This is a genomic window from Pedobacter miscanthi (genome assembly GCF_003315595.1).
Classification (GTDB): Bacteria; Bacteroidota; Bacteroidia; order Sphingobacteriales; family Sphingobacteriaceae; genus Pedobacter; species Pedobacter miscanthi.
The window spans coordinates 233,108-254,986 of record NZ_QNQU01000007.1; the positions used below are offsets into that span (position 1 = coordinate 233,108).

14 protein-coding genes are annotated in these 21,879 nt (G+C 41.5%); 7 read left to right on the plus strand and 7 right to left on the minus strand.

Annotation, left to right across the window (positions count from 1 at the left end):
- Nucleotides 1-87: 87 nt before the first annotated feature.
- The 7 genes from DRW42_RS10205 to DRW42_RS10235 all read right to left on the minus strand — a co-directional run bounded on the left by DRW42_RS10205 (nt 88) and on the right by DRW42_RS10235 (nt 5,128).
- Nucleotides 88-1,290 carry a GAF domain-containing sensor histidine kinase gene (locus DRW42_RS10205; protein ID WP_113948717.1) on the minus strand — a complete coding sequence of 401 codons (1,203 nt, stop codon included), beginning with the start codon at nt 1,288-1,290 and terminating at the stop codon, nt 88-90.
- A gap of 134 nt (nt 1,291-1,424) precedes the next feature.
- The gene (locus DRW42_RS10210; protein WP_113948718.1) at nt 1,425-2,483 is read right to left on the minus strand and encodes an NAD(P)H-dependent flavin oxidoreductase; all 1,059 of its coding nucleotides are present in this window, start codon (nt 2,481-2,483) and stop codon (nt 1,425-1,427) included.
- 1 nt (nt 2,484) lies between these two features.
- On the minus strand, nt 2,485-2,865 hold the full coding sequence (locus DRW42_RS10215) for a nuclear transport factor 2 family protein (protein WP_113948719.1): 381 nt from the start codon (nt 2,863-2,865) through the stop codon (nt 2,485-2,487).
- A gap of 70 nt (nt 2,866-2,935) precedes the next feature.
- Nucleotides 2,936-3,682 carry an SDR family NAD(P)-dependent oxidoreductase gene (locus DRW42_RS10220; RefSeq protein WP_113948720.1) on the minus strand — a complete coding sequence of 249 codons (747 nt, stop codon included), beginning with the start codon at nt 3,680-3,682 and terminating at the stop codon, nt 2,936-2,938.
- A gap of 5 nt (nt 3,683-3,687) precedes the next feature.
- Nucleotides 3,688-3,909, minus strand: coding sequence for a tautomerase family protein (locus tag DRW42_RS10225; protein ID WP_113948721.1), 222 nt, complete (start codon nt 3,907-3,909; stop codon nt 3,688-3,690).
- 10 nt (nt 3,910-3,919) lie between these two features.
- Entirely contained in the window at nt 3,920-4,456 is a 537-nt protein-coding gene (locus tag DRW42_RS10230) for a YceI family protein (RefSeq protein WP_113948722.1), read from the minus strand.
- Between the two features lie 93 nt (nt 4,457-4,549).
- Nucleotides 4,550-5,128 carry a Crp/Fnr family transcriptional regulator gene (locus DRW42_RS10235; RefSeq protein ID WP_113948723.1) on the minus strand — a complete coding sequence of 193 codons (579 nt, stop codon included), beginning with the start codon at nt 5,126-5,128 and terminating at the stop codon, nt 4,550-4,552.
- Between the two features lie 214 nt (nt 5,129-5,342).
- On the opposite strand from DRW42_RS10235, the gene DRW42_RS10240 reads away from it, so the two are divergent.
- The 7 genes from DRW42_RS10240 to DRW42_RS10270 all read left to right on the plus strand — a co-directional run bounded on the left by DRW42_RS10240 (nt 5,343) and on the right by DRW42_RS10270 (nt 21,768).
- A complete protein-coding gene (locus DRW42_RS10240) occupies nt 5,343-5,702 on the plus strand; it encodes a hypothetical protein (protein ID WP_147243717.1) in 360 nt (119 codons plus the stop codon).
- 86 nt (nt 5,703-5,788) lie between these two features.
- Nucleotides 5,789-6,484, plus strand: coding sequence for an ABC transporter ATP-binding protein (locus DRW42_RS10245; protein ID WP_113948725.1), 696 nt, complete (start codon nt 5,789-5,791; stop codon nt 6,482-6,484).
- Nucleotides 6,485-6,499: 15 nt separating this feature from the next.
- Complete coding sequence (locus tag DRW42_RS10250) at nt 6,500-9,004, plus strand: TonB-dependent siderophore receptor (protein ID WP_208643538.1); 2,505 nt, start codon at nt 6,500-6,502, stop codon at nt 9,002-9,004.
- Entirely contained in the window at nt 9,004-10,452 is a 1,449-nt protein-coding gene (locus tag DRW42_RS10255) for an ABC transporter permease (RefSeq protein WP_113948726.1), read from the plus strand. The genes DRW42_RS10250 and DRW42_RS10255 overlap by 1 nt, the downstream gene beginning before the upstream one ends.
- A gap of 1 nt (nt 10,453) precedes the next feature.
- Entirely contained in the window at nt 10,454-11,818 is a 1,365-nt protein-coding gene (locus DRW42_RS10260; RefSeq protein ID WP_158544318.1) for a DUF3526 domain-containing protein, read from the plus strand.
- Nucleotides 11,819-12,265: 447 nt separating this feature from the next.
- Complete coding sequence (locus DRW42_RS10265; RefSeq protein WP_113948728.1) at nt 12,266-13,807, plus strand: alpha-N-arabinofuranosidase; 1,542 nt, start codon at nt 12,266-12,268, stop codon at nt 13,805-13,807.
- Nucleotides 13,808-14,730: 923 nt separating this feature from the next.
- Nucleotides 14,731-21,768 carry a type I polyketide synthase gene (locus DRW42_RS10270; RefSeq protein ID WP_113948729.1) on the plus strand — a complete coding sequence of 2,346 codons (7,038 nt, stop codon included), beginning with the start codon at nt 14,731-14,733 and terminating at the stop codon, nt 21,766-21,768.
- Nucleotides 21,769-21,879 lie beyond the last annotated feature (111 nt).

Consider the following 21,879-nt stretch of genomic DNA (forward strand, 5'->3'; position numbering starts at 1 on the left):
GCTCAGGATGACTTATGCAGGGCAACAATAAGTCTATCAATTTGGCCTCAGTTACCGATTAACCATATAAGTAAGCCTTTTCCAATATTATTTTTTCAGCCGGATTAAAAACGTTGAACCAGATCCCGGTATCGAACTCAGCTTTATAGTACCATTAAGTGTGGCTACCAGATCTTTTACTGTAGAAAGGCCAATCCCCGTGCCCACGTTATCAAAACGATCGGCGCGGTTCAGGGTAAAATTCGTATCGAATATCTGGTCGTGGTGCTCTTCAGCTATACCAACTCCGTTATCACAGACTTCGAGAATATAAAAATTTTCTTCTTCGCCAAGCGTAACGCTTACTTCTCCTTTATCCTTATCGTTATAACGGATGGCATTGCTTAATAAATTCAAAAGTATTTGCTCAATCGCTATGGAAGAATGATTGATTTCTGTTAATTCGCAATGAAAATCAAGGCTAAATCCTTCCGGTAACGCCAAAAGATTGCGCATCCTTTCGAAAAGACCATTAACTTTTATCTTTTGTTTTCTCGCAATCAATAAACCAGGCGATTTAGAATAGTCGAGCATTTCATCCACAAGTGAAAGGAGTGTCTTTGTAGAAGAAATATTAACATCAATGAGCTTTAACGACCTTTCGTTACCGCTTTTTTCTGTATCTGCCCTTAACAGTTGTGAGGTTAACAGAATGCTGGTTAACGGATTTTTAATATCATGGGCAGCCATAGATGCAAATTTCTGGATCAGCACATTAGAACTCAAAAGTTCGCGGTTGGCGGTTTCAAGGTGTGTTATCTTTCTTTTAAGTTCAATCTTATCAACCACCTGTTTTGCCAGAGATTTAAGCGCTGCAGTTTGTTCTTCGGAAAGCTCGTGTATTTTCTGATCCAAAACACAAATGGTACCCAAAGCATGTCCCTCCTCGTTTATTAAGGGTACGCCGGCATAAAACACCAGTTTGGTTGGTCCGGTAACCATTGGATTATCTGCAAACCGAAGATCTTTGGTAGCATCAGGAACCACCATAATTTCTTCACCCGAAGCAATCGCATGAGTACAAAACGATAATTCTCTCAAATTTTCGGTAAAATCAGTTCCAATATGTGATTTAAACCATTGCCTGTTTTCATCTATAAACGTGATCAGCGAAATCGGTATTCCGCAAATCACCGAGGCGATAGTTGCAATAGCATCAAATTCCTTATCCGCTCCGCTATCCATCAAATTATAATGTTGTAGCGAATTGAGGCGGGCAGTCTCGTTTTTTGGAAGGGGATATTTGGGCATAAACAACTTTTGCGCCAAAGATAAGCTTTATTGAACAAAGTTGGCATTTGATAGGAAGCTGCCAATGCGTTGAACCAAAGGAACAATGATCAATTACCAATAATCAATGGACAAGAACCAAATGAACCAATGACCTATTCCATTCCTTCAATCAATGCTTCCATCAGCTCCTTTGCCGAAGTATATTTTAAATTCATTGTGTTCTGTCCGGACCATAAATTGTACATGTCACTTCTGCCCTGCGCTATTGCTGCTGTTCTTAAAGGGCTCATTAAACGTGTTTGCAGTGGGAAAGGTAATACTTCCGTTCCATAATTTACCGCTTTCGATATCCGGTTGGGCACCATCCTGCCCATTCTGCCGGTTAGCGATTTGGATAATACAGTATTGGTTACTTCGCCCGAAAGCAGTCTTGCCTTATGCATTGGCGTAGCGTTACATTCGTTGGTAACCATAAAAGCGGTTCCCAGCTGCACAGCATCAGCCCCCAAAGCCAGGGCTGCACGTATGCCTTTCGCATCAACGATGCCACCTGCCGCAATAACAGGCGTTTTAATTTTCGCTTTAACCTGCTGGATTAATGCAAAAGTGCCATTCAACGATTCATCAGCTGGTTTAAGGAACGATGGACGGTGCCCTCCGGCCTCAAATCCTGTAGCTACAATGGCATCAACTTTTGCTTCTTCCAGTGCTAAAGCTTCATCTAATGTGGTTGCCGCCCCAACCATTTTTATACCCAGTTTTCGTGCTTCATTGAGGATTTCTTTCGAAGGAATACCAAAAATAAAACTGAAAACGGCTGGTTTCAACTCAAATAGTACTTCTACCTGGTTTAAAAATTTTGAAGGAATATTGCTGTCCAGATCTGGTAAAGGAACACCTAATTCGTCGAAAAAAGGTTTAAACCTACTTTTTATTTCGGCAAGCTTTGCAGCAGGATAATTGACCAGACTTTCGTCTACATCATTTACCCAAAGGTTGATGTTGTAAGGTTTATCTGTTTTCGATCTTACTATTTTATCTGTTGCGATAATTTCTTTGGGTGTTAAGGTATAGGCACCAATACTTCCTAATCCGCCGGCGTTTGATACCGCCGCTAAAAGATCGGGCGTAGAAAACCCACCTCCCATTGGTCCTAACAAAATGGGGTATTCGATTTTAAGCAGTTCGGTTATTCTGGTTCTATTCCACATCTTAATAAATTTTAACGTTCGTTAATAACTTGTTTACAATTATCCAACCCTGTTCGGTCTGATTTAAAGCTAAAAGATCGTAATAATTAAAATCAAAAATAGGCAGATGAACTTTGGCAATTGCAATAGAATTGATAATTTCTATCGATAATATTTCCATTTTAAAAGTTTGGTCCAATTCTTTAGGACTTTTGCGATTGGCCACACCATCCAGATATTCTTCAAGTGTTTTAAAATAGGCCAAACCGTTCACATCTCCAACCACAAGGCTTTTAGGGTGGAATATTTTTCTGAGCAGGGTGGTATCTCCGTTGTAAACACCTTCAAAATAAGATGATAATACGGCTGCAATTGCATTTGACTGTTCTTTATAATTTTTCATGGTTTTAATGGTTAAGGTATGCGCAGAAAATCTTTTCTACTGCATACCTGGTTTATAGTTACTGTAATTTTTATCCAATATGGTGACCAGCCATATGGCCTCCATCGAGATTGATAAATTCGCCGGTTACAAAGTTGCTTTCGGCCAGATAAAGTGCCAGTTCGGCAACATCATGTGTTTCGCCAATACGGTTCAAAAGGTGTAAGCCGGCCAATGCATCAGCATCGCTAATGCCATTTTTTTCCTGCAACGGGCTTCTGATAATTCCTGGGGCAATACCATTAACACGGATATTCTTTTTGCCAAATTCTGCTGCCAGCTGTTTGGTTAAGGCATGTATACCTCCTTTACTCGAAATTGGTGCGGTTGCCGGAAAACCACCTATGGCATGGTCTACCAATACCGTTCCGATGTTGATGATTGCGCCGCCATCCTGTTTCAGCATTTGTGTTATGGCTGCCTGACTGGTAAAAAAAGTACCTTTTAAATTGATATTCAAAAATTGATCGAGATGCGCTTCATCTACCTCTAAAAATGGCTTTGAAGCGAAAATACCGGCATTGTTTACCAACACATCTACCGAACCAAAGCGTTCGATTGCGGTTTCTACCAAAAGTTTTCCGGTGCTGGCTTTGCTGATATCGCCAGCTACCATTGCCAGTTGTTGGTGGGGCCCTAATTCGTTAAAAGTTGCAATAAGGTTTTGTTCATTTGCCGAGTTGATCACTACATTGTATCCTTTTTTTAAAAATAAAGCGGCAATGGCGCGGCCGATCCCTGTAGATCCGCCTGTTATAATGGCTGTTAATGTTTTCATGATTTTTATTGTTGTTTATTTGCTGTTATCCCTTTTTCGCGTAATACCGATACCTGTTCGCCGGCATATCCCCAATCATCCAGTTCTATTTCCTGGATCACGATGTGGGTTAGTTTTGGATCTTTATCCAGCACTTCGGTAATCAGGTTTGTAATTCCGCTAATTAATGTTTGTTTCTGTTCGCGGCTAACGCCTTCGCGGGTTAACTCAATTTTTACGTATGGCATAATGTTTAGCTTAAATGGTTAACGATGCAGTTAGATTTACGTCGAGCTCAAATTCGTTATAGATCAACGTATCGCCCAGGTTGGTGAAAAAGTTACCGGATCTGAATTTCATGTTGTATTTGGTACGGTCGACGAAGATTTTACCAGAAGCTGTTAACTTATTTTCGTCAACTGCCACATCTGCTGCAAAAGTTACCGGATGCGTAATGCCTTTAATCGTCAGATCGCCGGTAATCAAGGTACTTCCTTCGCTGGTTTCATCAACGGCTGTGATGCTAAAAGTAGCTTGGGGAAATTGTTCTGTTGCGAAAAAATCTTCAGAGAATAAATGTCCGGCAAACTGTGCATTTGTTGCCGGGTCGGTAACATCAAGGATGATGATAGAAGTGGTATCGATGATAAACTTTCCACTGTTAAGTTTACCATCATTTAAGGTTAACGAGCCAGATTTAACCGCTATGGTTCCGTTATGTGCTCCGGTTACTTTTTTACCGGTCCAGTTGATATTACTTTGAGCGCTTAAAATTTCAAATTTTGTAGTTTCCATTTTTTTGTTCTGCCAATCGTTAGTGATTTGACAACACAAAGTAAAGGAGGAAATTTACAGCGCTTAGGTGATCTACATCACATTCTGCAGGGGCTATTTTTGAGCGTTATAAAGTCTGCTCAGGGTTTCTCTCGAAACACCCAGATAAGCGGCAATTAAATGTTTCGGTACCAGATTATACAATTGTGGATAAAGTGCCAAAAGTTCTTCGTAACGGGCCTTTGTATCATTGTTCATAAAAGATAACAAGCGTTTTTGCGATGCCAGATAACCCCTGTTTGTTCTCCAGCGGAAAAAATGTTCTACCTGATGGATCTCGCGGCAAAGTTTTTCGCGGTCATCGTTCGAAAGGCATAACACTTCGGCATCGCTGATACAATCTACACTGATGGTGGCACGGGTATGGTTGTAAAGTGCGCCATAATCAGAAGTCCACCAAGTGGGCATAGCAAACTGCAGGATATACATTTTAATCTCATCGTTGATAAAAAAAGCCTTCAAGCAGCCCGAAACCACAAAATATTCGTTTTCAACCTTATCCCCTTCGCTGATAATGGCCTGCCCTTTTTTAAATGAAAGTGGCTTAAAATGCGAAAATAAATAATCGAACTGCTCGTCGGTTAACTGAGCTGTTTTTAAGATGTGCGATTTGAGGATTTCTTTAGCGTTCAAAACGGATGATTTTAAAGTTTAAAGGTAAGATTTTAGTTTGGCGTTTGGCGGCTAGCGTTTGGCGTCAGTTAACCGATTTAAACAATTAACCATAGCAATGAACCAATGACCAATGAACTTTTCACAACAATTTAGCAATGCAACAATTAACCTTACCAATTCCTAATAAACTAACAAACTTTGTTTTTCAATTTTTAAATGTAACTTTGTTGCATTGAATCATCAAGTTTACAGATATCGCAATCAGGTTTTAGCCCGTTTATGGGCGTTTATGCTATTGGCGGTATTTTTAAATGCTTCATTAATCGAAAGTTTGCACCATCATGCTGAAAAAGCAAGTTATGGCAAACAGAAATCCGGTTTTTCGCATCAGCAGTTAAGTTCGGCGAAACTCAAATGTAAACTCTGTGAAGTGGTAAAACACCGCTCGCATTTTTTCGATTTGCCCTCACCTACTCTTCCTGGATTACCGATAGATCAGCCATTGATCAGATCTTGCATTTACCAACTGAAGCATACTTCTGCTTACCTGTTGTCGTGCACCAATAAAGGTCCGCCGGGTTTAGAGGCTTAATTCAAGTCCATTTCATTTCATTTTTCAACAAATTCTTTCTTGTTCATGCGCAACCAAGTTTGGTATGCGCCTATAAGCTTATATTTATGCTTCAAGCCATTTCATTATCCAAAAGTTATCAATCTTACCAGGCTTTAAACCAGCTTAATTTAACCGTTAACCCTGGCGAGGTATTCTGCCTGCTCGGCCAGAACGGTGCGGGAAAAACTACCACCATTAATTTATTTTTAGGTTTTATTGAACCCAGCGAGGGGAAAATCCTGATCAACAACAAAGAAATCGCATCTCATGATGATGAACGCCGTAAACACCTGGCTTACATCCCCGAAGTGGTGATGCTTTATGGTAACCTTTCGGCCCTCGAAAACCTGGATTACTTTTCTAAACTGGCAGGTTTTAACTACGATAATCAAAGTTTGACCGGCTTTTTAAACCGCTGTGGCTTACAGGAAACTGCCCACCAAAAACATTTGTCAGGTTTTAGTAAGGGAATGCGCCAGAAAGTGGGGATCGCCATTGCACTGGCCAAAAATGCCAGTATTATTTTAATGGACGAGCCTACAAGCGGACTGGACCCAAAAGCTACAGCCGAATTTACCCAACTGGTTAAACAACTGGCTGCAGAGGGCAAATCGATCTTAATGGCTACGCACGATATTTTTAACGCGGTAAATGTGGGTTCGCACATTGGTATTATGAAACAGGGCGAACTCATCCACACCTTAAAGGCCAGTGATATTACGGCTGCTGATCTTCAGGAATTATACTTACAAACCATTTAAAATCAAATTCATTTCATGAATCTAACATATAAAGGCATCATTATTTTCCGTAAACTAAGTTTCCTGTTGTTCTTCAGTTTGTTTAGTATGATCGCCTCAGCGCAAATCAAAGTAAAAGGAAAGGTAACGGATGCAAAAAATGAGCCCATCTACAAAGCCACCATTAAATTTAAGAGCGGTAAAGATCAGTTAAATACCAGCAGCGATTCGCTCGGAAATTTCTCACTTATTTTACCGAAAACGGCCAATTATACGCTTAACATCAGCGCCATCGGATACGGCAGCTATAGCCGGGTTTATAACATGAACACCAGTGACTTAAATCTTGAAACCGTTGTATTGCAAATTACTAACGAAGAGTTACAAACGGTTGAGGTAATTGGCACCAATGGCAAAAAATATTATGGCAATTATTCTTTCTCGGCCACTAAAACGGCTATTTTAAACAAGGATATTCCGCAGGCCATTTCTTCTGTTTCAAAAGAACTGATTGCCGACAGGCAGGCCGCAGTACTGGCCGATGCGGTTAAAAATGTAACCAGTGTATCGCAAAGCAGTTATTACAATCAATTTTCCATCAGGGGGATTAACCAGAACGAAGAAGGTGCCATTATTAACGGTATGCGTACCCGGCAATATTATTTTAACCAGCCCTTAACCAATAACCTCGAGCGTATCGAAGTAATAAAAGGTCCGGCCAGTGCCACATTCTCGAGCGTTGATCCGGGCGGAAGCATTAACCTGGTAACCAAAAAACCATTAACCGAAAACCGTAAAGAGATCAGTCTGTCGGCAGGAAGTTTCAGCACTGTTCGGGGTGCACTGGATTTTACAGGACCTTTAAATACCGAAAAAACATTGCTTTACCGACTTAATCTCGGTTACGAAGACAGCAAAAGTTTCAGGGATTTGCAATACAGAAAAGGTTATATCATTGCTCCTTCATTTTCTTACATCCCGAACGAGCGTACAAGTTTGAATGTGGAAGTAGTGATGAACAACAGCAATTCGAGGCTCGATCGCGGTCAGGCTATTTTTGGAGCTATTGCCGGACAAACCGATTTAAAAAGCACGCCAATCAGTTTTAATATGGGTGCCAGCAACGACCGTTTTAACAGTCAGGATTTAATGCTGATGACCAATTTTTCGCATAGCCTAAACAAAAGTATTGTTTTTAATGTGGCCTATATGAAACAAAACTGGACAGAAGACCTTTTGGAGCACCGTACAACCAACGCCTTTGGAGTTGACGAAAATAACCAGCCCATCCCTACCCTGGCCGCCATGCGTGCCGTTCAGCGTCAGCAAAAATGGCGTACCGATAACCTGAGCACCTATTTTAGTATCAATGCCAATACTCTTAGCCTGAACCATAAAATTGTTGTTGGGTACGACAGGATCAATACACAAAAACTCCGTGGCGGCGGCGAAAATTCGGCACAGGGCTACCGTTTAAAAGATGGTACTATCGCAGCGAGATACGATCCGACCAAAAAAGACCTCTATCAGTTTAAAATAGTTAACGGTGTAAATGCCCCGGTACCCAATGTAGAACATTTTAACCTGGCCAATCCGAGTTACACCATTAAAAATTTAAGCGATTACGTTTTTACCAAAACAGAAATCCCACCTGCTTATAACCTGGTAAATGCAGCATACCTGCAAGATCAGATCAAATATGATAAAGTTACTTTAACATTGGGTTTAAGACAGGAATGGTACGAAGATTACAGCAATTACCAACTGGCTACCGAAAGAAAGATCTACCAGCACAAACTATTACCAAGAATCGGGCTTACCTATGCCATTAACCCAAATATCAATCTTTATGGCACTTATTTACAGGGTTACCAGCCGCAGGGTAATACTTCTACACTGGTAATTGTTCCTCCTCCCGCAGGTACCAACTTTAAACCGCTGGAAAGCGATTTAAAAGAAATCGGTGCCAAATCAGAATGGATGAATAAAAACCTGGTGGTAAATGTTTCCATTTTCGAGATTAACCAGAAAAATTTGTTGATGAATGCAAACGATCCTCTGGACGTAAACCGTTTGATCGAGCGCGGTGCTCAACGCAGTCGTGGTGCAGAGTTAGAGGCTTCGGGTTTTATAAGACCGAACTGGCAGTTTAATGCTGGTTACAGTTATGTTGATGCCATTATTAAAGATGATTTTAATCCCGCGCTAATTGGCGAAAGGGTGCAGAATACCCCAAAACACAGCGCCAGTTTATGGACACGCTATAATTTTGAATCGGAAAAACTAAAGGGAATCGGTTTTGGTGCGGGCCTGCAATATAGTGGTACCAAACTTCCTTTATACATCAGGGATTTTGTGCTTCCTGCTTATACCCTCGTTGATGCCGCACTTTACTATTCGCCTGCAGGTGCCAAAGTTCAGTTAGCCGTAAATGTGAACAATATCCTGAACAAAACCTATTGGGTTGGTGCCCAAAACTACCTTCGTCTTTTCCCAGGCACACCAAGAAATGTAATGTTTAACGTAACGTATAGAATATAATGTTGAATACTGTAAATACGATTGCCAAACAGACTTTTAAAGCTACCTTTAACAACAAGGCCACCCTGGCTTTAACCATTTTACTGGGTTTATCGCTCTGTTTGGCTACCTATATAGGCTGGCAGAATTTTAAAACGCAGAATAACCAGCGCCTTCATTATAAAGAGCTGGTGCGTAAGCAGTGGCTGGCAAAGCCGGATAAACATCCGCACCGGATGGCGCATTATGGCTACCTCGCTTTCCGCGAAAAACACGAACTGAGTTTTTTCGATTTCGGAATCGAAAGTTTTGCAGGGGTATCCATCTTTTTAGAAGCACACAAACAGAATACTGTTAATTTTAGCGAAGCGGGTTTTTCAAACGGCATGCTCCGTTTTGGCGAAATCAGTGTGGCTATGGTACTTCAGGTACTTGTGCCCTTATTGATTTTTTTCCTCGGTTATAACAGCATTTCAGCCGAACGCGAATCGGGCACTTTAAAAATACTTTTGTGCCAAAATGTAAGCTGGAAACAACTACTCTGGGGCAAAACGCTGGGCATCATCAGTGTTTGTTTATCCATATTTATTCCACTTATCCTGCTCACAATCCTATTGTGGGCATCGTTGAGTAACTGGCACATCAGCAGCGACTCCAGTTTCCGCTTATTGGTGCTGATTTTGAGTTATTCGGTTTATTTTTTTATTGTTTCGGCCATTACCGTTCTGATTTCTGCTTTTGCAAAAAGTTCGAAATCATCACTAATCACCTTATTGGCCTGCTGGATATTTTTCATCATTATTATGCCCAGGATAAGCCAGGCCATTGGTGTAAAAATACATCCAGCGCCATCCAAAGTAGAATTTGCGGATGCCATTGCCAGTGATATCCATAAACAGGGAGACAGCCACACCCCTGATGATCCTCATTACGCAGCGATAAAGGATTCGTTGCTTAAAACTTATCAGGTTGATGATGTTAAAAAGCTTCCCTTTAACTATGGAGGCTACATCATGGCCGAAGGAGAAAAAATTACGGCTAAAATTTACAGCGATCATCAAAAAGAGCTGAATAAAACCTTCGAAAAACAGAACAGCATCACCACGTTAACCGGTTTCATCAATCCTTATCTGGCGCTTAAAAATATTTCCATGGCCTTAACTGCATCTGATTTTAATACCTATATCGATTTTCAGAACCAGGCAGAAGTTTATCGTTACCAGCTTGCCCAGAAGATGAACAAACTGCAGATCGAGAAAATCAGCAATATTGCACCCGGCGAAGAAGAAAAGCCCCTGGCCATCAGCGGGAAAAACTGGGCAGAACAGTCCGATTTCAATTACCGGTTCCAAAAGCTGGATGCTGTAATCGCAAATGGATTACTGGCTTTAAGTACAATAACGTGCTGGCTCCTGGCCATAATCATATTCCTCCAATATGCCAGCAGATGGATTAAAACGATATCGTAACATGAAACAAAGTATATATCACCTCGAATTTAAGCTCTTTTTCCGTAACCGTTCCTCATGGATCGGCATTTTTGTATTGCTCATCACAGGTTTTGCCGGTTTATACTTCGGTAAAACTTTTATCGCCAGGCAACAGGCAGTGATCGAAAAAGCAGCTGTACTGCAAAAGAAAAACACCCTTAACAATATCGATCATTTCGGTAAAGATATTGGCCTGCTGTTTTACCACAACAAGTTTTCGCTGGCCAACAGCCCTAATCAATGGGCGGCGTTTGCCAACGGACAGCGCGATGTTAACCCTTACCTCATTTCGGTAACTATGCTGGGTTTAGAAGGTCAGCTTTACGATACCGATATCAATAACCCCGTAAGTTTACTCATGGGCAATATGGACCTTAGTTTTGTGTTCATCTTCCTTTTTCCACTGGTGATCATTGCCTTTACCTACAACCTGCTCTCCGAACAGCAGGAAAGTGGTGTATGGTCATTGCTCAAAGCGCAAACAGAAAAATCTTTTGCCATCGTCAGACGAAAGTTTTTAATCAGGTTGCTTGTAATTGTAACAGTAACCATAGTTTTATTTATTGTGGCAAAATTATATTTAGCACTGCCAGTCGATTTTACGTTTTTATCGGTATTCACCTTAACAATCCTCTACCTATCTTTCTGGTTTGCATTATCGTTCTTCTTCATTTCGCTTAACAAATCGTCGAACTTTAATGCGTCTGCTCTCATAGCTGTTTGGGTACTCATCTGCGTTGTAATCCCAGCCTCGCTTAATCTTTTTCTTAGCCGGAAATACCCTATACCAGAAGCTTTACAAAATGTGATCAACCAACGCGAGGGCTACCACGAAAAATGGGATATGGCAAAAGAAGTGACCATGAAACCATTTTTTGAGCACTATCCCCAACTTAAAAAATATCCTTTTCCACAGGAAAAAACTTTTAGCTGGTTCTGGTATTATGCCATGCAGCAAATGGGCGACGATCAGGCATTGGAGAGCAGAATGGCCATTAAACATAAACTCGAATCCCGACAGGATTTTACGCACCTTATAGCTTTGCTTTTCCCTACCATACAAACCCAACTGGGAATAAATAAACTGGCCGGATCCGATCTCGATAATCATCTGGGTTTTCAGGAAGCAGTCCGGAAATACCATGAGCAGATCAGGTTACATTTTTATCCCGCTATTTTTCAGGAGCAGGGTGTTAGCACTACCGATATCCAAAACTACAAACTCGAAAAGTATGTTCCTCAACAGGCGATATCGGTTAGGGTTAATCTGCTGTCGATATTTGTGTTTACAACAATTTTACTAGGTGTATCGATTTTAAACTTTAGAAAAGTAAACCGGTTTTGATAGAGGTGCCATCGTCTCGGTTCGATTGTTGCACTCCGTTACATCGATAGGCTTTAATAAGTAAAGTCGTCATTGCGAGGCACGAAGCAATCCTAATGCGTTCGCTAGATAGCGATCGTTTTAAGATTGCTTCGTCGGCTGAAAAAGCCTTCTCGCAATGACGACTTTTCGCGGGACCAAATGTGCGAAAAATTCTCTGCCATTTTACATTGATCTTTATGCCAATAAATTATTCCTCGAAATGAGGTTAACTTGAGGGAACCAATCACCACTGAACTTTTCACAACAATTTTCAGTTGGCAATTGACCATTAACAATGTAGCAATTAAACAATTCGTCATCCACAATTAACCACCAGCAAACCAACAAAAAATAATTGTTAAAAAGACGTTTATTATTTGATAAAATTTTACTTTTATAGTAAGAACCTACCAAATATTAAGCCTTATGATCAAAAAACTACTCTTCTCTGCCACAATGCTGTGCTGCGCTATTTTTACGCAGGCACAAAACGAAACACAGTTAACCATTAAACCCGCCGGCGATCAAATCGTAAGCAGGCATATTTACGGTCATTTTTCGGAGCATTTGGGCCGGTGTATTTACGATGGTTTTTGGGTAGGCGAAAATTCTACCATTCCCAACAAAGGGAGGATCCGTTTGGATATTGTGGATGCCTTAAAGAAAATAAAAGTACCTAACCTCCGCTGGCCAGGTGGTTGTTTTGCGGATGAATACCATTGGAGAGATGGTATCGGGCCAAGAAACCAGCGTCCGAAAATGGTGAATACCAATTGGGGCGGCGTAACCGAAGACAATAGCTTTGGTACACATGAGTTTCTGGATCTCTGCCAGATGCTTGATTGCGAACCATATATTGCAGGTAATGTAGGCAGTGGAACGGTTGAAGAAATGGCCAAATGGGTAGAATACCTCAACTTTGATGGCGTAAGCCCGATGACGGCAATCCGCAGCCAGAACGGAAGGGAAAAACCCTGGAAAGTTTCTTTCTGGGGCGTTGGCAACGAGAGCTGGGGCTGTGGTGGCAACATGACGCCTGCCTACTATTCTGATCTTTACCGCAGATACGCCACTTATGCCCGCAATTATCCGAGCGCACCACTTAAAAGAATTGCCAGTGGCGCAAATTCTGATGATTATAACTGGACAGAAACCTGCATGAAAAACATCGGGAACCAGATGTGGGGCTTAACCCTCCATTATTATACTATCCCAACCGGAAACTGGGGCAAAAAAGGATCGGCAACCAAATTTGATGAGGCACAGTACTTTTCGACCATGAAAAACTGCCTTCACATGGAAGAACTGGTTACCAAACACAGCGCAATAATGGATAAATACGACCCTAAAAAAAAGGTGGCTTTAGTGGTTGATGAATGGGGAATCTGGACAGATGTAGAGCCGGGAATAAATCCTGGTTTCTTATACCAGCAAAATAGTTTACGCGATGCTTTAATCGCCGGAACAACTTTAAATATTTTTAACAACCATTCAGACCGTGTTAAAATGGCCAACCTGGCACAAACAGTAAATGTATTGCAGGCACTTATCCTAACCGAGAAAGATAAAATGGTGCTCACTCCCACTTACCATGTTTTCGATTTGTACAAAGTGCATCAGAATGCAAAATATTTACCAATTGCATTTACCAGTCCTGATTATACTGTGGGCGACCAAAAAATCCCTGCACTAAACGTTTCCGCTTCGCAGGATAGCACAGGCGCGGTCCACATTTCACTGGTAAATTTAGATCCGAACAGAAAAATTTCTTTGAATACGGTTTTGGATGGCTTGAAATGGAACTCCGTAAGCGGACAGATTTTAACCTCAGCCAAACTTACCAATATCAATAGTTTTAACGATCCAAACAAAGTGCACAATTCGAAATTTACAGGTGCAAAAAAAGCCGGCAATACGCTTAAAGTAGAACTGCCTGCGCAATCGGTAGTGGTGTTGGAATTGAAATAATGTAAGATGGAAAATGGATGATGGAATTAACCACCCATCCTTCAAATCTATTATTTTCAAACAAAATAAAATCAGCAGTTATCGTAAAAACGATGTTTTTATCTACCATTGAAAGAGTTATATAAATTGGCCGTCATTGCTGAGGAGGTACGACGAAGCAATCTTACAACGATCGCTATAACCCATAGTTAAAGAATGCTTTCCCGAAAATCGGGACAAGCTCTCGGCTGAAAAAAGCCTCCTCGCAATCACGACTTTTTTTTAAATCAGTGCATCGCCACCTCAACGGCGTGCTTGGTGTGGCTAAATTGGCGGGCATTATTGACCAATTTTTCAACAAAAAAATCTCAACAACAATAAATAAAAAATACAAATATTACTAATTAAAAATACATAACTAATATTTTGCTGTATTTCATAATTTACAGAACTATTAAAAATCAACAAAAAATATTTATAAAATCACGTCTATAGCACTACAAAGCACAAAATCAAGCCATTAAAACCTTCCGAAAAAACATTAACAACTAAAAATTCCGTTCTAATAAGGCGTAAGTAACATTATAAGGCATCATTTAGCTTGAAAATTAATCAATTTTTAATATTCAGCTAATATTTAAGACTTTTTACTGCCTTCCATTCTTAAAAACAATAAAAAATCAAATTTCAAAGAACTTATCCGTTCATAAAATTCATTTTTTATTCACTCAAACGTTTGACTAAACATTTGTGTTCACTTCATTCATTCCTCTTGACTTAAGATAATCTGCCATTGGCAATTCGTATCTTGGTCTAATTAATAATACACACTAATAGCTGCGCTAAAAACCTGTGTTATTGTGCATTACGGCAGGCATAAACAACCATTATGTTTCGCTTAGAAAAATCCACCAAACAAAAGTTGAAGATCAAAATCTAAAGCCATGAACAAATACGCCATTATTGGAGTAACTCCCTTCGAAATCCCTGATAGTAGATTGGTTTCCAATTTACAAAAAGCAGATTGCTTTCCGGTTCTCAGTCTTGGATATAACGTAAACGAAGCTGAAAGCGCAATTTCCTCACTTCTGTTTACTGGTATCTCCGATTTCGGAGTGAGCATTAACTCATCCGCATTAGCCGATATTGATCTGCCTGCACAGGTAAGCTTGATTATTGCTCCTTTTGATCTTGCCTTAACAAGCAAAACAGCTGCAAAAATCATTTACCAGGTTTTTGATCTTGAATCGGCCCTGGCTGCACAAAAAAATGGTGCTTATGGCATTATCGTAAAAGGAAATGAAGGTGCCGGCCGGGTTGCCTACGAATCTTCATTCGTACTTTTTCAACGGATTATTAAAGAAGTAAACATTCCGGTATGGGTTCAGGGTGGCGTGGGTATTCATACGGCTGCCTCTTTAATGGCACAGGGCGCAGCAGGGATTATTTTAGATAGTCAGCTGGCTTTATTCCCCCAATCTTCTGTACCCGAAGATTTAAAAACAGTTTGCAGCAAATTAAGCGGAACAGAAACCAAACTGATCGACAATTGCCGGATATTGGTCCGCCCAAATTCGCCTGCCTTGGCTGAAAATATCGATTATAACGGTCTTCAAAAATACTTTAAAGGGTATAACCTGGAAACAGATTATTTGCCAATGGGTCAGGATATTGCCTTGTCGATTGATTTGGTCAACAAATATAAAAAGCTGGATAAATTGGTTTTCGGTATAAAAGAAGCTATTTATGGGCATATTAAACAGGCCAAAGCCATTAATGTAATTAAAGCCAACAATTCGCTGGCTAAAGATTTAAACATTACCTATCCTATTGCTCAGGGGCCTATGACCAGGGTAAGTGATGTTGCACCTTTTGCCAATGCCGTTTCGGAAGCAGGTGCATTATCATTTATAGCCTTATCCTTATTAAAAGGCGAATCGGCCAAAAACCTGATTGAAGAAACCAAAAAACTGGCTGGTGAAAAAACCTGGGGTGTGGGTATTTTGGGTTTTGCTCCGCAGAAATTGAGGGATGAGCAACAAGAATACATTTTAAATGCCAAACCTCCCGTTTTGTTAATTGCTGGTGGCCGACCTTCGCAAGCCAAACCTTTTGAAAAAGCAGGGATTAAAACCTTTCTGCATGTACCATCTGCTTCTCTTTTAGATATGTTTTTGAAAGAAGGTGCCAAACGTTTTGTATTCGAAGGCCGCGAATGTGGTGGTCACGTTGGCCCCCTATCCAGCATGGTGTTATGGGAAAAACAGATCGAACGTTTGTTAAAAGAAGAAAATGCCGATCAGATCAGTGTTTTCTTTGCAGGTGGAATTCACGATGCTTTTTCTACCGCTTTCATTTCGGTAATGGCTGCTCCTTTGGCTGCTAAAGGCATGAAAATAGGTGTTTTAATGGGTACAGCTTATTTATACACTAAAGAAGCGGTAAGCACAGGCGCCATTTTGGATAAGTTCCAGCAGGAAGCCATGCAGGCAAACGAAACCGTGCTGCTGGAAACTGCTCCCGGACACGAAACCCGCTGTTTAAACTCTTCATTCGCCACTTTCTTTAACGAAGAAAAACAAAAACTTCAGGCCGAAGGGATGGATAAAAAAGAAATCTGGGCAAAACTCGAGTCGCTTAATGTAGGCCGTTTACGTATTGCAGCGAAGGGAATTGAAAGACGTGGTGATGAACTGGTAAAAATAGATGAGGCCGAACAAACCGACCTGGGCATGTACATGATCGGTCAGATTGCCCCTATGCACAAAGAAGTCATGTCGTTACTAGATCTTCACCAAGATGTAGCCGACGAAAACTATACACATATATTAAATGTAGTACTTCCTGCTCCTCCGGTTAATAAGGCAAAAGCACTGGATGTTGCCATTGTGGGTATGGCCTGTATTTTCCCTGGGGCTAAAAATCTCGAAGAATACTGGCGCAACATCATTTTAGGTAAAGATTCGGTAATCGAAGTACCGGATGAAAGATGGAACAAAGAACTGTATTATAACCCCGATTCTACAGCTGGCGATATGTCGCACTCGAAATGGGGCGGTTTTATCCCGAGGATCGATTTTGATCCGCTCGAATTTGGTATCCCGCCACAATCGCTTGCCGCTATCGAACCAACACAACTGCTTACCTTAATGGTGGCCAAACAGGCCATGCAGCACGCAGGTTATGCCGATGGCGGTGTAGATAACGAGAATGTTTCGGTAATTATCGGTGCCGAAGGTGGAAACGACCTTGCCAACAGCTACAGCTTTAGGGGATATTACAAACAGATTTTTGGCGAAATGCCTGCCGAGGTTGATGCCGCTTTACCAAAAACCACAGAAGATTCGTTCCCGGGTATTCTGGCTAACGTAATCTCGGGCAGAATTACCAACAGGTTAAATCTTGGTGGTAGAAACTATACTGTTGACGCTGCCTGTGCTTCATCTTTAGCAGCAATTGATCTGGCTTGTCAGGAGTTATTCTTAGAAAAATCAGACATGGTTTTGGCCGGTGGGGCCGATTTGCACAATGGTATTAACGATTACCTGATGTTTTCGAGCACACACGCCCTTTCTAAAAAAGGAAGGTGTGCCACTTTTGATGCCGAAGCCGATGGAATTGCCCTAGGCGAAGGTATTGCCATGATCGTATTAAAAAGATACGAGGATGCTTTACGCGATGGCGATACCATTTATTCTATTATTAAAGGTGTAGGCGGATCGAGCGACGGAAAAAGCCTTGGCTTAACTGCTCCACGTAAAAACGGACAGGTAAATGCTTTAGAGAGGGCTTACAGCCAGGCAGGTATCACTCCTTCTTTGATCGGTTTGGTAGAAGCGCATGGTACAGGTACCGTTGTGGGCGATAAAACAGAAATCAGTGCATTAACCGATATGCTTAACCAATCGGGTGCAACCGCCGGACAAACACATTTAGGCTCGGTAAAAACACAGATTGGCCATACCAAATGTGCAGCTGGTATTGCCGGTTTAATTAAAGCGTCGCTATCGGTTTATCACGGCATTAAACCTCCAACTATTAACTTAAAAACACCGAATAGCTTTTATAATGCACAAACCAGTCCTTTCGCTTTCCACACCGAGGCGGGTTTGTGGATGGAAGAAAAACGTTATGCTGGTGTAAGTGCTTTCGGTTTCGGCGGGACAAACTTCCATGCTGTACTGGAAAGCGCCCAAAATGTTGAAAATGAAAATTCGATCTTAAAATCGTGGCCATCCGAACTTTTTGTTTTCAGGGGGGATACTTACGAGGAAGCCAAAAGCCGCGTAATCTCTGTAAAAAACCTTTTAGAACTGAATGATCAGATCGAACTGAAAGATATTGCCTACAGCCTCGCAACAGCGGATGCAAAACCTGTTCAATTGAGCATTGTAGCCAACCATGCCGAAGATCTGGTGATGAAAATCGACCTTGTTTTATCCGGCGTTGAAAGCAAAGATACCTACCTCACCAAAAAACAGGATGGTAAAGTTGCCTTTATGTTCCCTGGTCAGGGCAGCCAGCGGGTAAATATGGCAAGGGATCTTTTTGTGGTTTTCCCTGAAATGAGAAAACTTTTGAAGGCTTATCCTGAGTACGAAAAAGTCCTTTTCCCTAACACGGTATTTAATGATGCCGATGCCAAAGCACAAAAAGAACAGATCAAAGATACCCGCATGGCACAACCACTATTGGGTATTGTAGATCTGGCCATTGCCAACTTTTTACGCTCGCTGGGCATTGTGCCCGATATGGTTGCAGGCCACAGCTATGGCGAATTGCCTGCGCTTTGTTTTGCCGGTGCTTTCGAAGAAGAGGCTTTGGTGCACCTCAGTGCCGAAAGGGCTTTAGCCATTTTAAATGCCGTAGAAAATGGCGATCCGGGTACTATGCTTGCCGTAAGTACCAAACAGGAAAACCTTGCACAATACCTTAATAATATAGAAGAAGTTTACCCGGTAAACTTTAACGCTCCAACACAATGCGTAATTGCGGGTAGTACCCAGGGCATTGCCCAACTGGCAGCGGTTTTAAAAGATGCCAAAATATCTTTCCGTCCGCTCGAAGTAGCATGTGCTTTCCACAGTCCTTTGGTGGCCAAATCTAAACAGCTTTACCAGGAAGTGCTTTCTGGAGTAAACTTTAACGATCTTAAAATTCCGGTATGGTCTAACACCACTGCAAAAGCTTACCCGGTTAAGGCTGCTGCTGTGAAAGAGCGTTTAACCGACCATTTGATTAAACCTGTCCTTTTTGTTGATGAATTGAGGGATATGTATGCTGCCGGAGCCAGGATTTTCGTAGAAGTAGGCCCTGGCAAGGTGTTAAGCGGTTTAACCAAAGCCTGTATTGGCCAGGACGAAGTGATCCTGCACACCGAAGATCAGGGGCAGAACAAACTAAGCAACTTATTGGGCACACTAGCGGGCTATATGGCCACTGGCAGAGAAATTAAACTCGAAAAATTATTCGAAGGCCGTTCAGTTAAAACAATCAAACTGGATGAACCTTCCAACTATAAAAAAAGTCCGGCTATCTGGTATGTGAACGGTCAGCATGCTGTTCCTTCAACAGGTAAACTTCCGGCAAATGGTGCATCACCTATTACTAAACCGATTATCCTTATGAACAACACCTCTACCCCAACTGAAAATCAACTGGTTAATGGCTCGGCCAAAGATCTGATGATGCAGGAATACCTGCACAGCATGAAAATGCTGATTCAGGCGCAACGCGATGTCATGCTTTCCTTTCTGGGGCAGGCACCTGCAATGCCCTCGCAAATCATTAATCAACCTTTAACATCATACCAAACCCCTCAACCGGTACGCATTGAAAACCAGATCATGGTAAAACAAGAAGTACCACAGGCACAAACTATTGAAGTAATTGCCCCTGTAATTGCGGCAAAAGACCTGAAACTGGTGCTTTTACAAATCGTAAGCGATAAAACCGGTTATCCACAGGAAATGCTGGGCATGGAAATGGATCTTGAAGCCGATTTAAGTATCGATTCCATCAAACGTGTAGAAATTATCGGTGCATTACGTACCGAACTGGGTGGTTTCTCTCAGCTGAACCTTCCGGAAGATAAAATTATGGAACAGCTTGCAGGACTGAAAACTTTGAGCAGTTTAGTAAACTGGATTACTGAAAATACCGCGCAACCAGCAGCGGTCAGTACACCAACACCTGTAGCCGCACCTGTAAGCCTGGCAGAACCAGCAAAATTTTCGATCGATCAGTTAAAATCGGCCATTCTTGATGTGGTAAGCGAAAAAACAGGTTATCCTAAAGAAATGCTGGGCATGGATTTAGATCTTGAGGCCGATTTGAGTATCGATTCAATCAAAAGAATGGAAATTATTGCATCATTAAAAGAAAAAATCGGTTTTGGTGCACAAAGTGAGCAGGCTGATGACTTAATGGAAAAACTGGCGGCAATTAAAACATTAAATGCCCTGGTTAACTGGATTGCAGATGTTGAAGCAGAAAGCTCGGAGGTGCTTACAGAAGCAAAAAAGCTTATTGAGGAGAGCATTGATGACCAAACCGTTAAAGAAAAATTATCGCGTTTGAGATTTGAGCTAACTCCTGCTGCACTCACCATTACCGAAGCAGCGATATTAAAAGGACAGCGTTTTGCCCTAACCGACGATGGCGGCGGACAAGCGCTTAAAATTAAAAAAGTACTCGAAAAACATGGTGCCATTGCCAATCTGGTGAATTTTGAAGATCCGTTAGACGGTTATCAGGGGCTTATCATCCTAAACATGTTCGAAGCACAGCGAAAAGTGGGTATTCTCGATCATTTCGCCACCATAAAAAAACTAAATTTTGATACCGTAAAATGGGTGTACCTCATTGCAGATACCAAACAATATTTTAACGAGCAATCGGATATTTCTTTCTTAAGGCACTACCAGGGTTATTCTGGTTTCTTTAAAAGTTTAGACCGCGAGTACGAACATACCAAATGCCGTTTCATCAGTCTGGAAACCAAAATGTCGGCCGATGAAATCACCAACATTACCCTAAACGAAATACTGAATCCGGATAAACCTTCGGAGATTATTTACAATGATAACAAAAGGCACATCATGGAACTGGTGCCCCACCAGTTAAGTACCGAAACCGATGCGCATATCCACCTGGATAAAGATGCCGTAGTGATGGTTTTAGGTGGCGCACAAGGGATTACAGCCGAACTGATGATCCATTTCGCTAAAGATTATCCTTGTAAATACATCCTGGTTGGCCGTTCGGCAAACCCGATCGCATCGGCAAACGAGGCAAGTGCCTCGCTAAAAACCAAAGATGAGATCAGGCAATACCTGATTAAACAGGGAGAAATTAAAAAACCTGCAGAAATTGAACAGGAAACCAACCGGATTTATAAAAACAACCAGATTTTACGTTGCATTGCAACTTTAGAGGAAGGTGGATCTACCGTAGTTTACGAATCGCTTGATCTTAAAGATGAAGAAGCCTTAACTCGTTTGATCAATCAGGTTTATGAAGATTATGGCCGTATTGATGGCGTGGTGCATGGTGCAGGTTTACTGGAAGATAAATTGTTCCATAGTAAAACATCCGAATCCTTCGGACGCGTTTTCGATACCAAAGTAACTCCATTAAGGGTATTGGCTGAGCAATTAAGACCTGAAACTCAGTTTGTGATCCTTTTCTCGAGCATTGCTTCTGTTTACGGAAACCGTGGACAAACCGATTATGCCGCAGCAAACAGCGTAATGGACAAATATGCCTGGGCTTTAAAACAGAAAATTCAGGGAAAGGTAATGGCCATTAACTGGGGCCCTTGGAAAGGTGCCGGTATGGTTTCGCCAACACTGGAGAAAGAATACCAGCGCAGGGGAATTGCATTGATCCCATTACAGGATGGAATGGAAACTTTCCTTAACGAACTAAAGTACGGTAAAGAAAGCCAGGTATTAATCATGGCTGGAAACACCTGGACATAGAAAGAACGATGTTGATATTTTTAGCACATAGCCTCGTGAGCTGTAATGATAAGCCGCCAAATTCGTCATTGCGAGAAGGCTTTTTCAGCCGACGAAGCAATCTTTCTAGCA

What these genes read in the sequence shown, in the direction of transcription:
- DRW42_RS10260 (WP_158544318.1), top strand. Translation starts at nt 10,454, where the DNA reads ATGAAACAAAGTATATATCACCTCGAATTTAAGCTCTTTTTCCGTAAC.
- DRW42_RS10230 (WP_113948722.1), bottom strand. Translation starts at nt 4,456, where the DNA reads ATGGAAACTACAAAATTTGAAATTTTAAGCGCTCAAAGTAATATCAAC.
- DRW42_RS10270 (WP_113948729.1), top strand. Translation starts at nt 14,731, where the DNA reads ATGAACAAATACGCCATTATTGGAGTAACTCCCTTCGAAATCCCTGAT.
- DRW42_RS10220 (WP_113948720.1), bottom strand. Translation starts at nt 3,682, where the DNA reads ATGAAAACATTAACAGCCATTATAACAGGCGGATCTACAGGGATCGGC.
- DRW42_RS10215 (WP_113948719.1), bottom strand. Translation starts at nt 2,865, where the DNA reads ATGAAAAATTATAAAGAACAGTCAAATGCAATTGCAGCCGTATTATCA.
- DRW42_RS10255 (WP_113948726.1), top strand. Translation starts at nt 9,004, where the DNA reads ATGTTGAATACTGTAAATACGATTGCCAAACAGACTTTTAAAGCTACC.
- DRW42_RS10265 (WP_113948728.1), top strand. Translation starts at nt 12,266, where the DNA reads ATGATCAAAAAACTACTCTTCTCTGCCACAATGCTGTGCTGCGCTATT.
- DRW42_RS10250 (WP_208643538.1), top strand. Translation starts at nt 6,500, where the DNA reads ATGAATCTAACATATAAAGGCATCATTATTTTCCGTAAACTAAGTTTC.
- DRW42_RS10225 (WP_113948721.1), bottom strand. Translation starts at nt 3,909, where the DNA reads ATGCCATACGTAAAAATTGAGTTAACCCGCGAAGGCGTTAGCCGCGAA.
- DRW42_RS10245 (WP_113948725.1), top strand. Translation starts at nt 5,789, where the DNA reads ATGCTTCAAGCCATTTCATTATCCAAAAGTTATCAATCTTACCAGGCT.
- DRW42_RS10205 (WP_113948717.1), bottom strand. Translation starts at nt 1,290, where the DNA reads ATGCCCAAATATCCCCTTCCAAAAAACGAGACTGCCCGCCTCAATTCG.
- DRW42_RS10210 (WP_113948718.1), bottom strand. Translation starts at nt 2,483, where the DNA reads ATGTGGAATAGAACCAGAATAACCGAACTGCTTAAAATCGAATACCCC.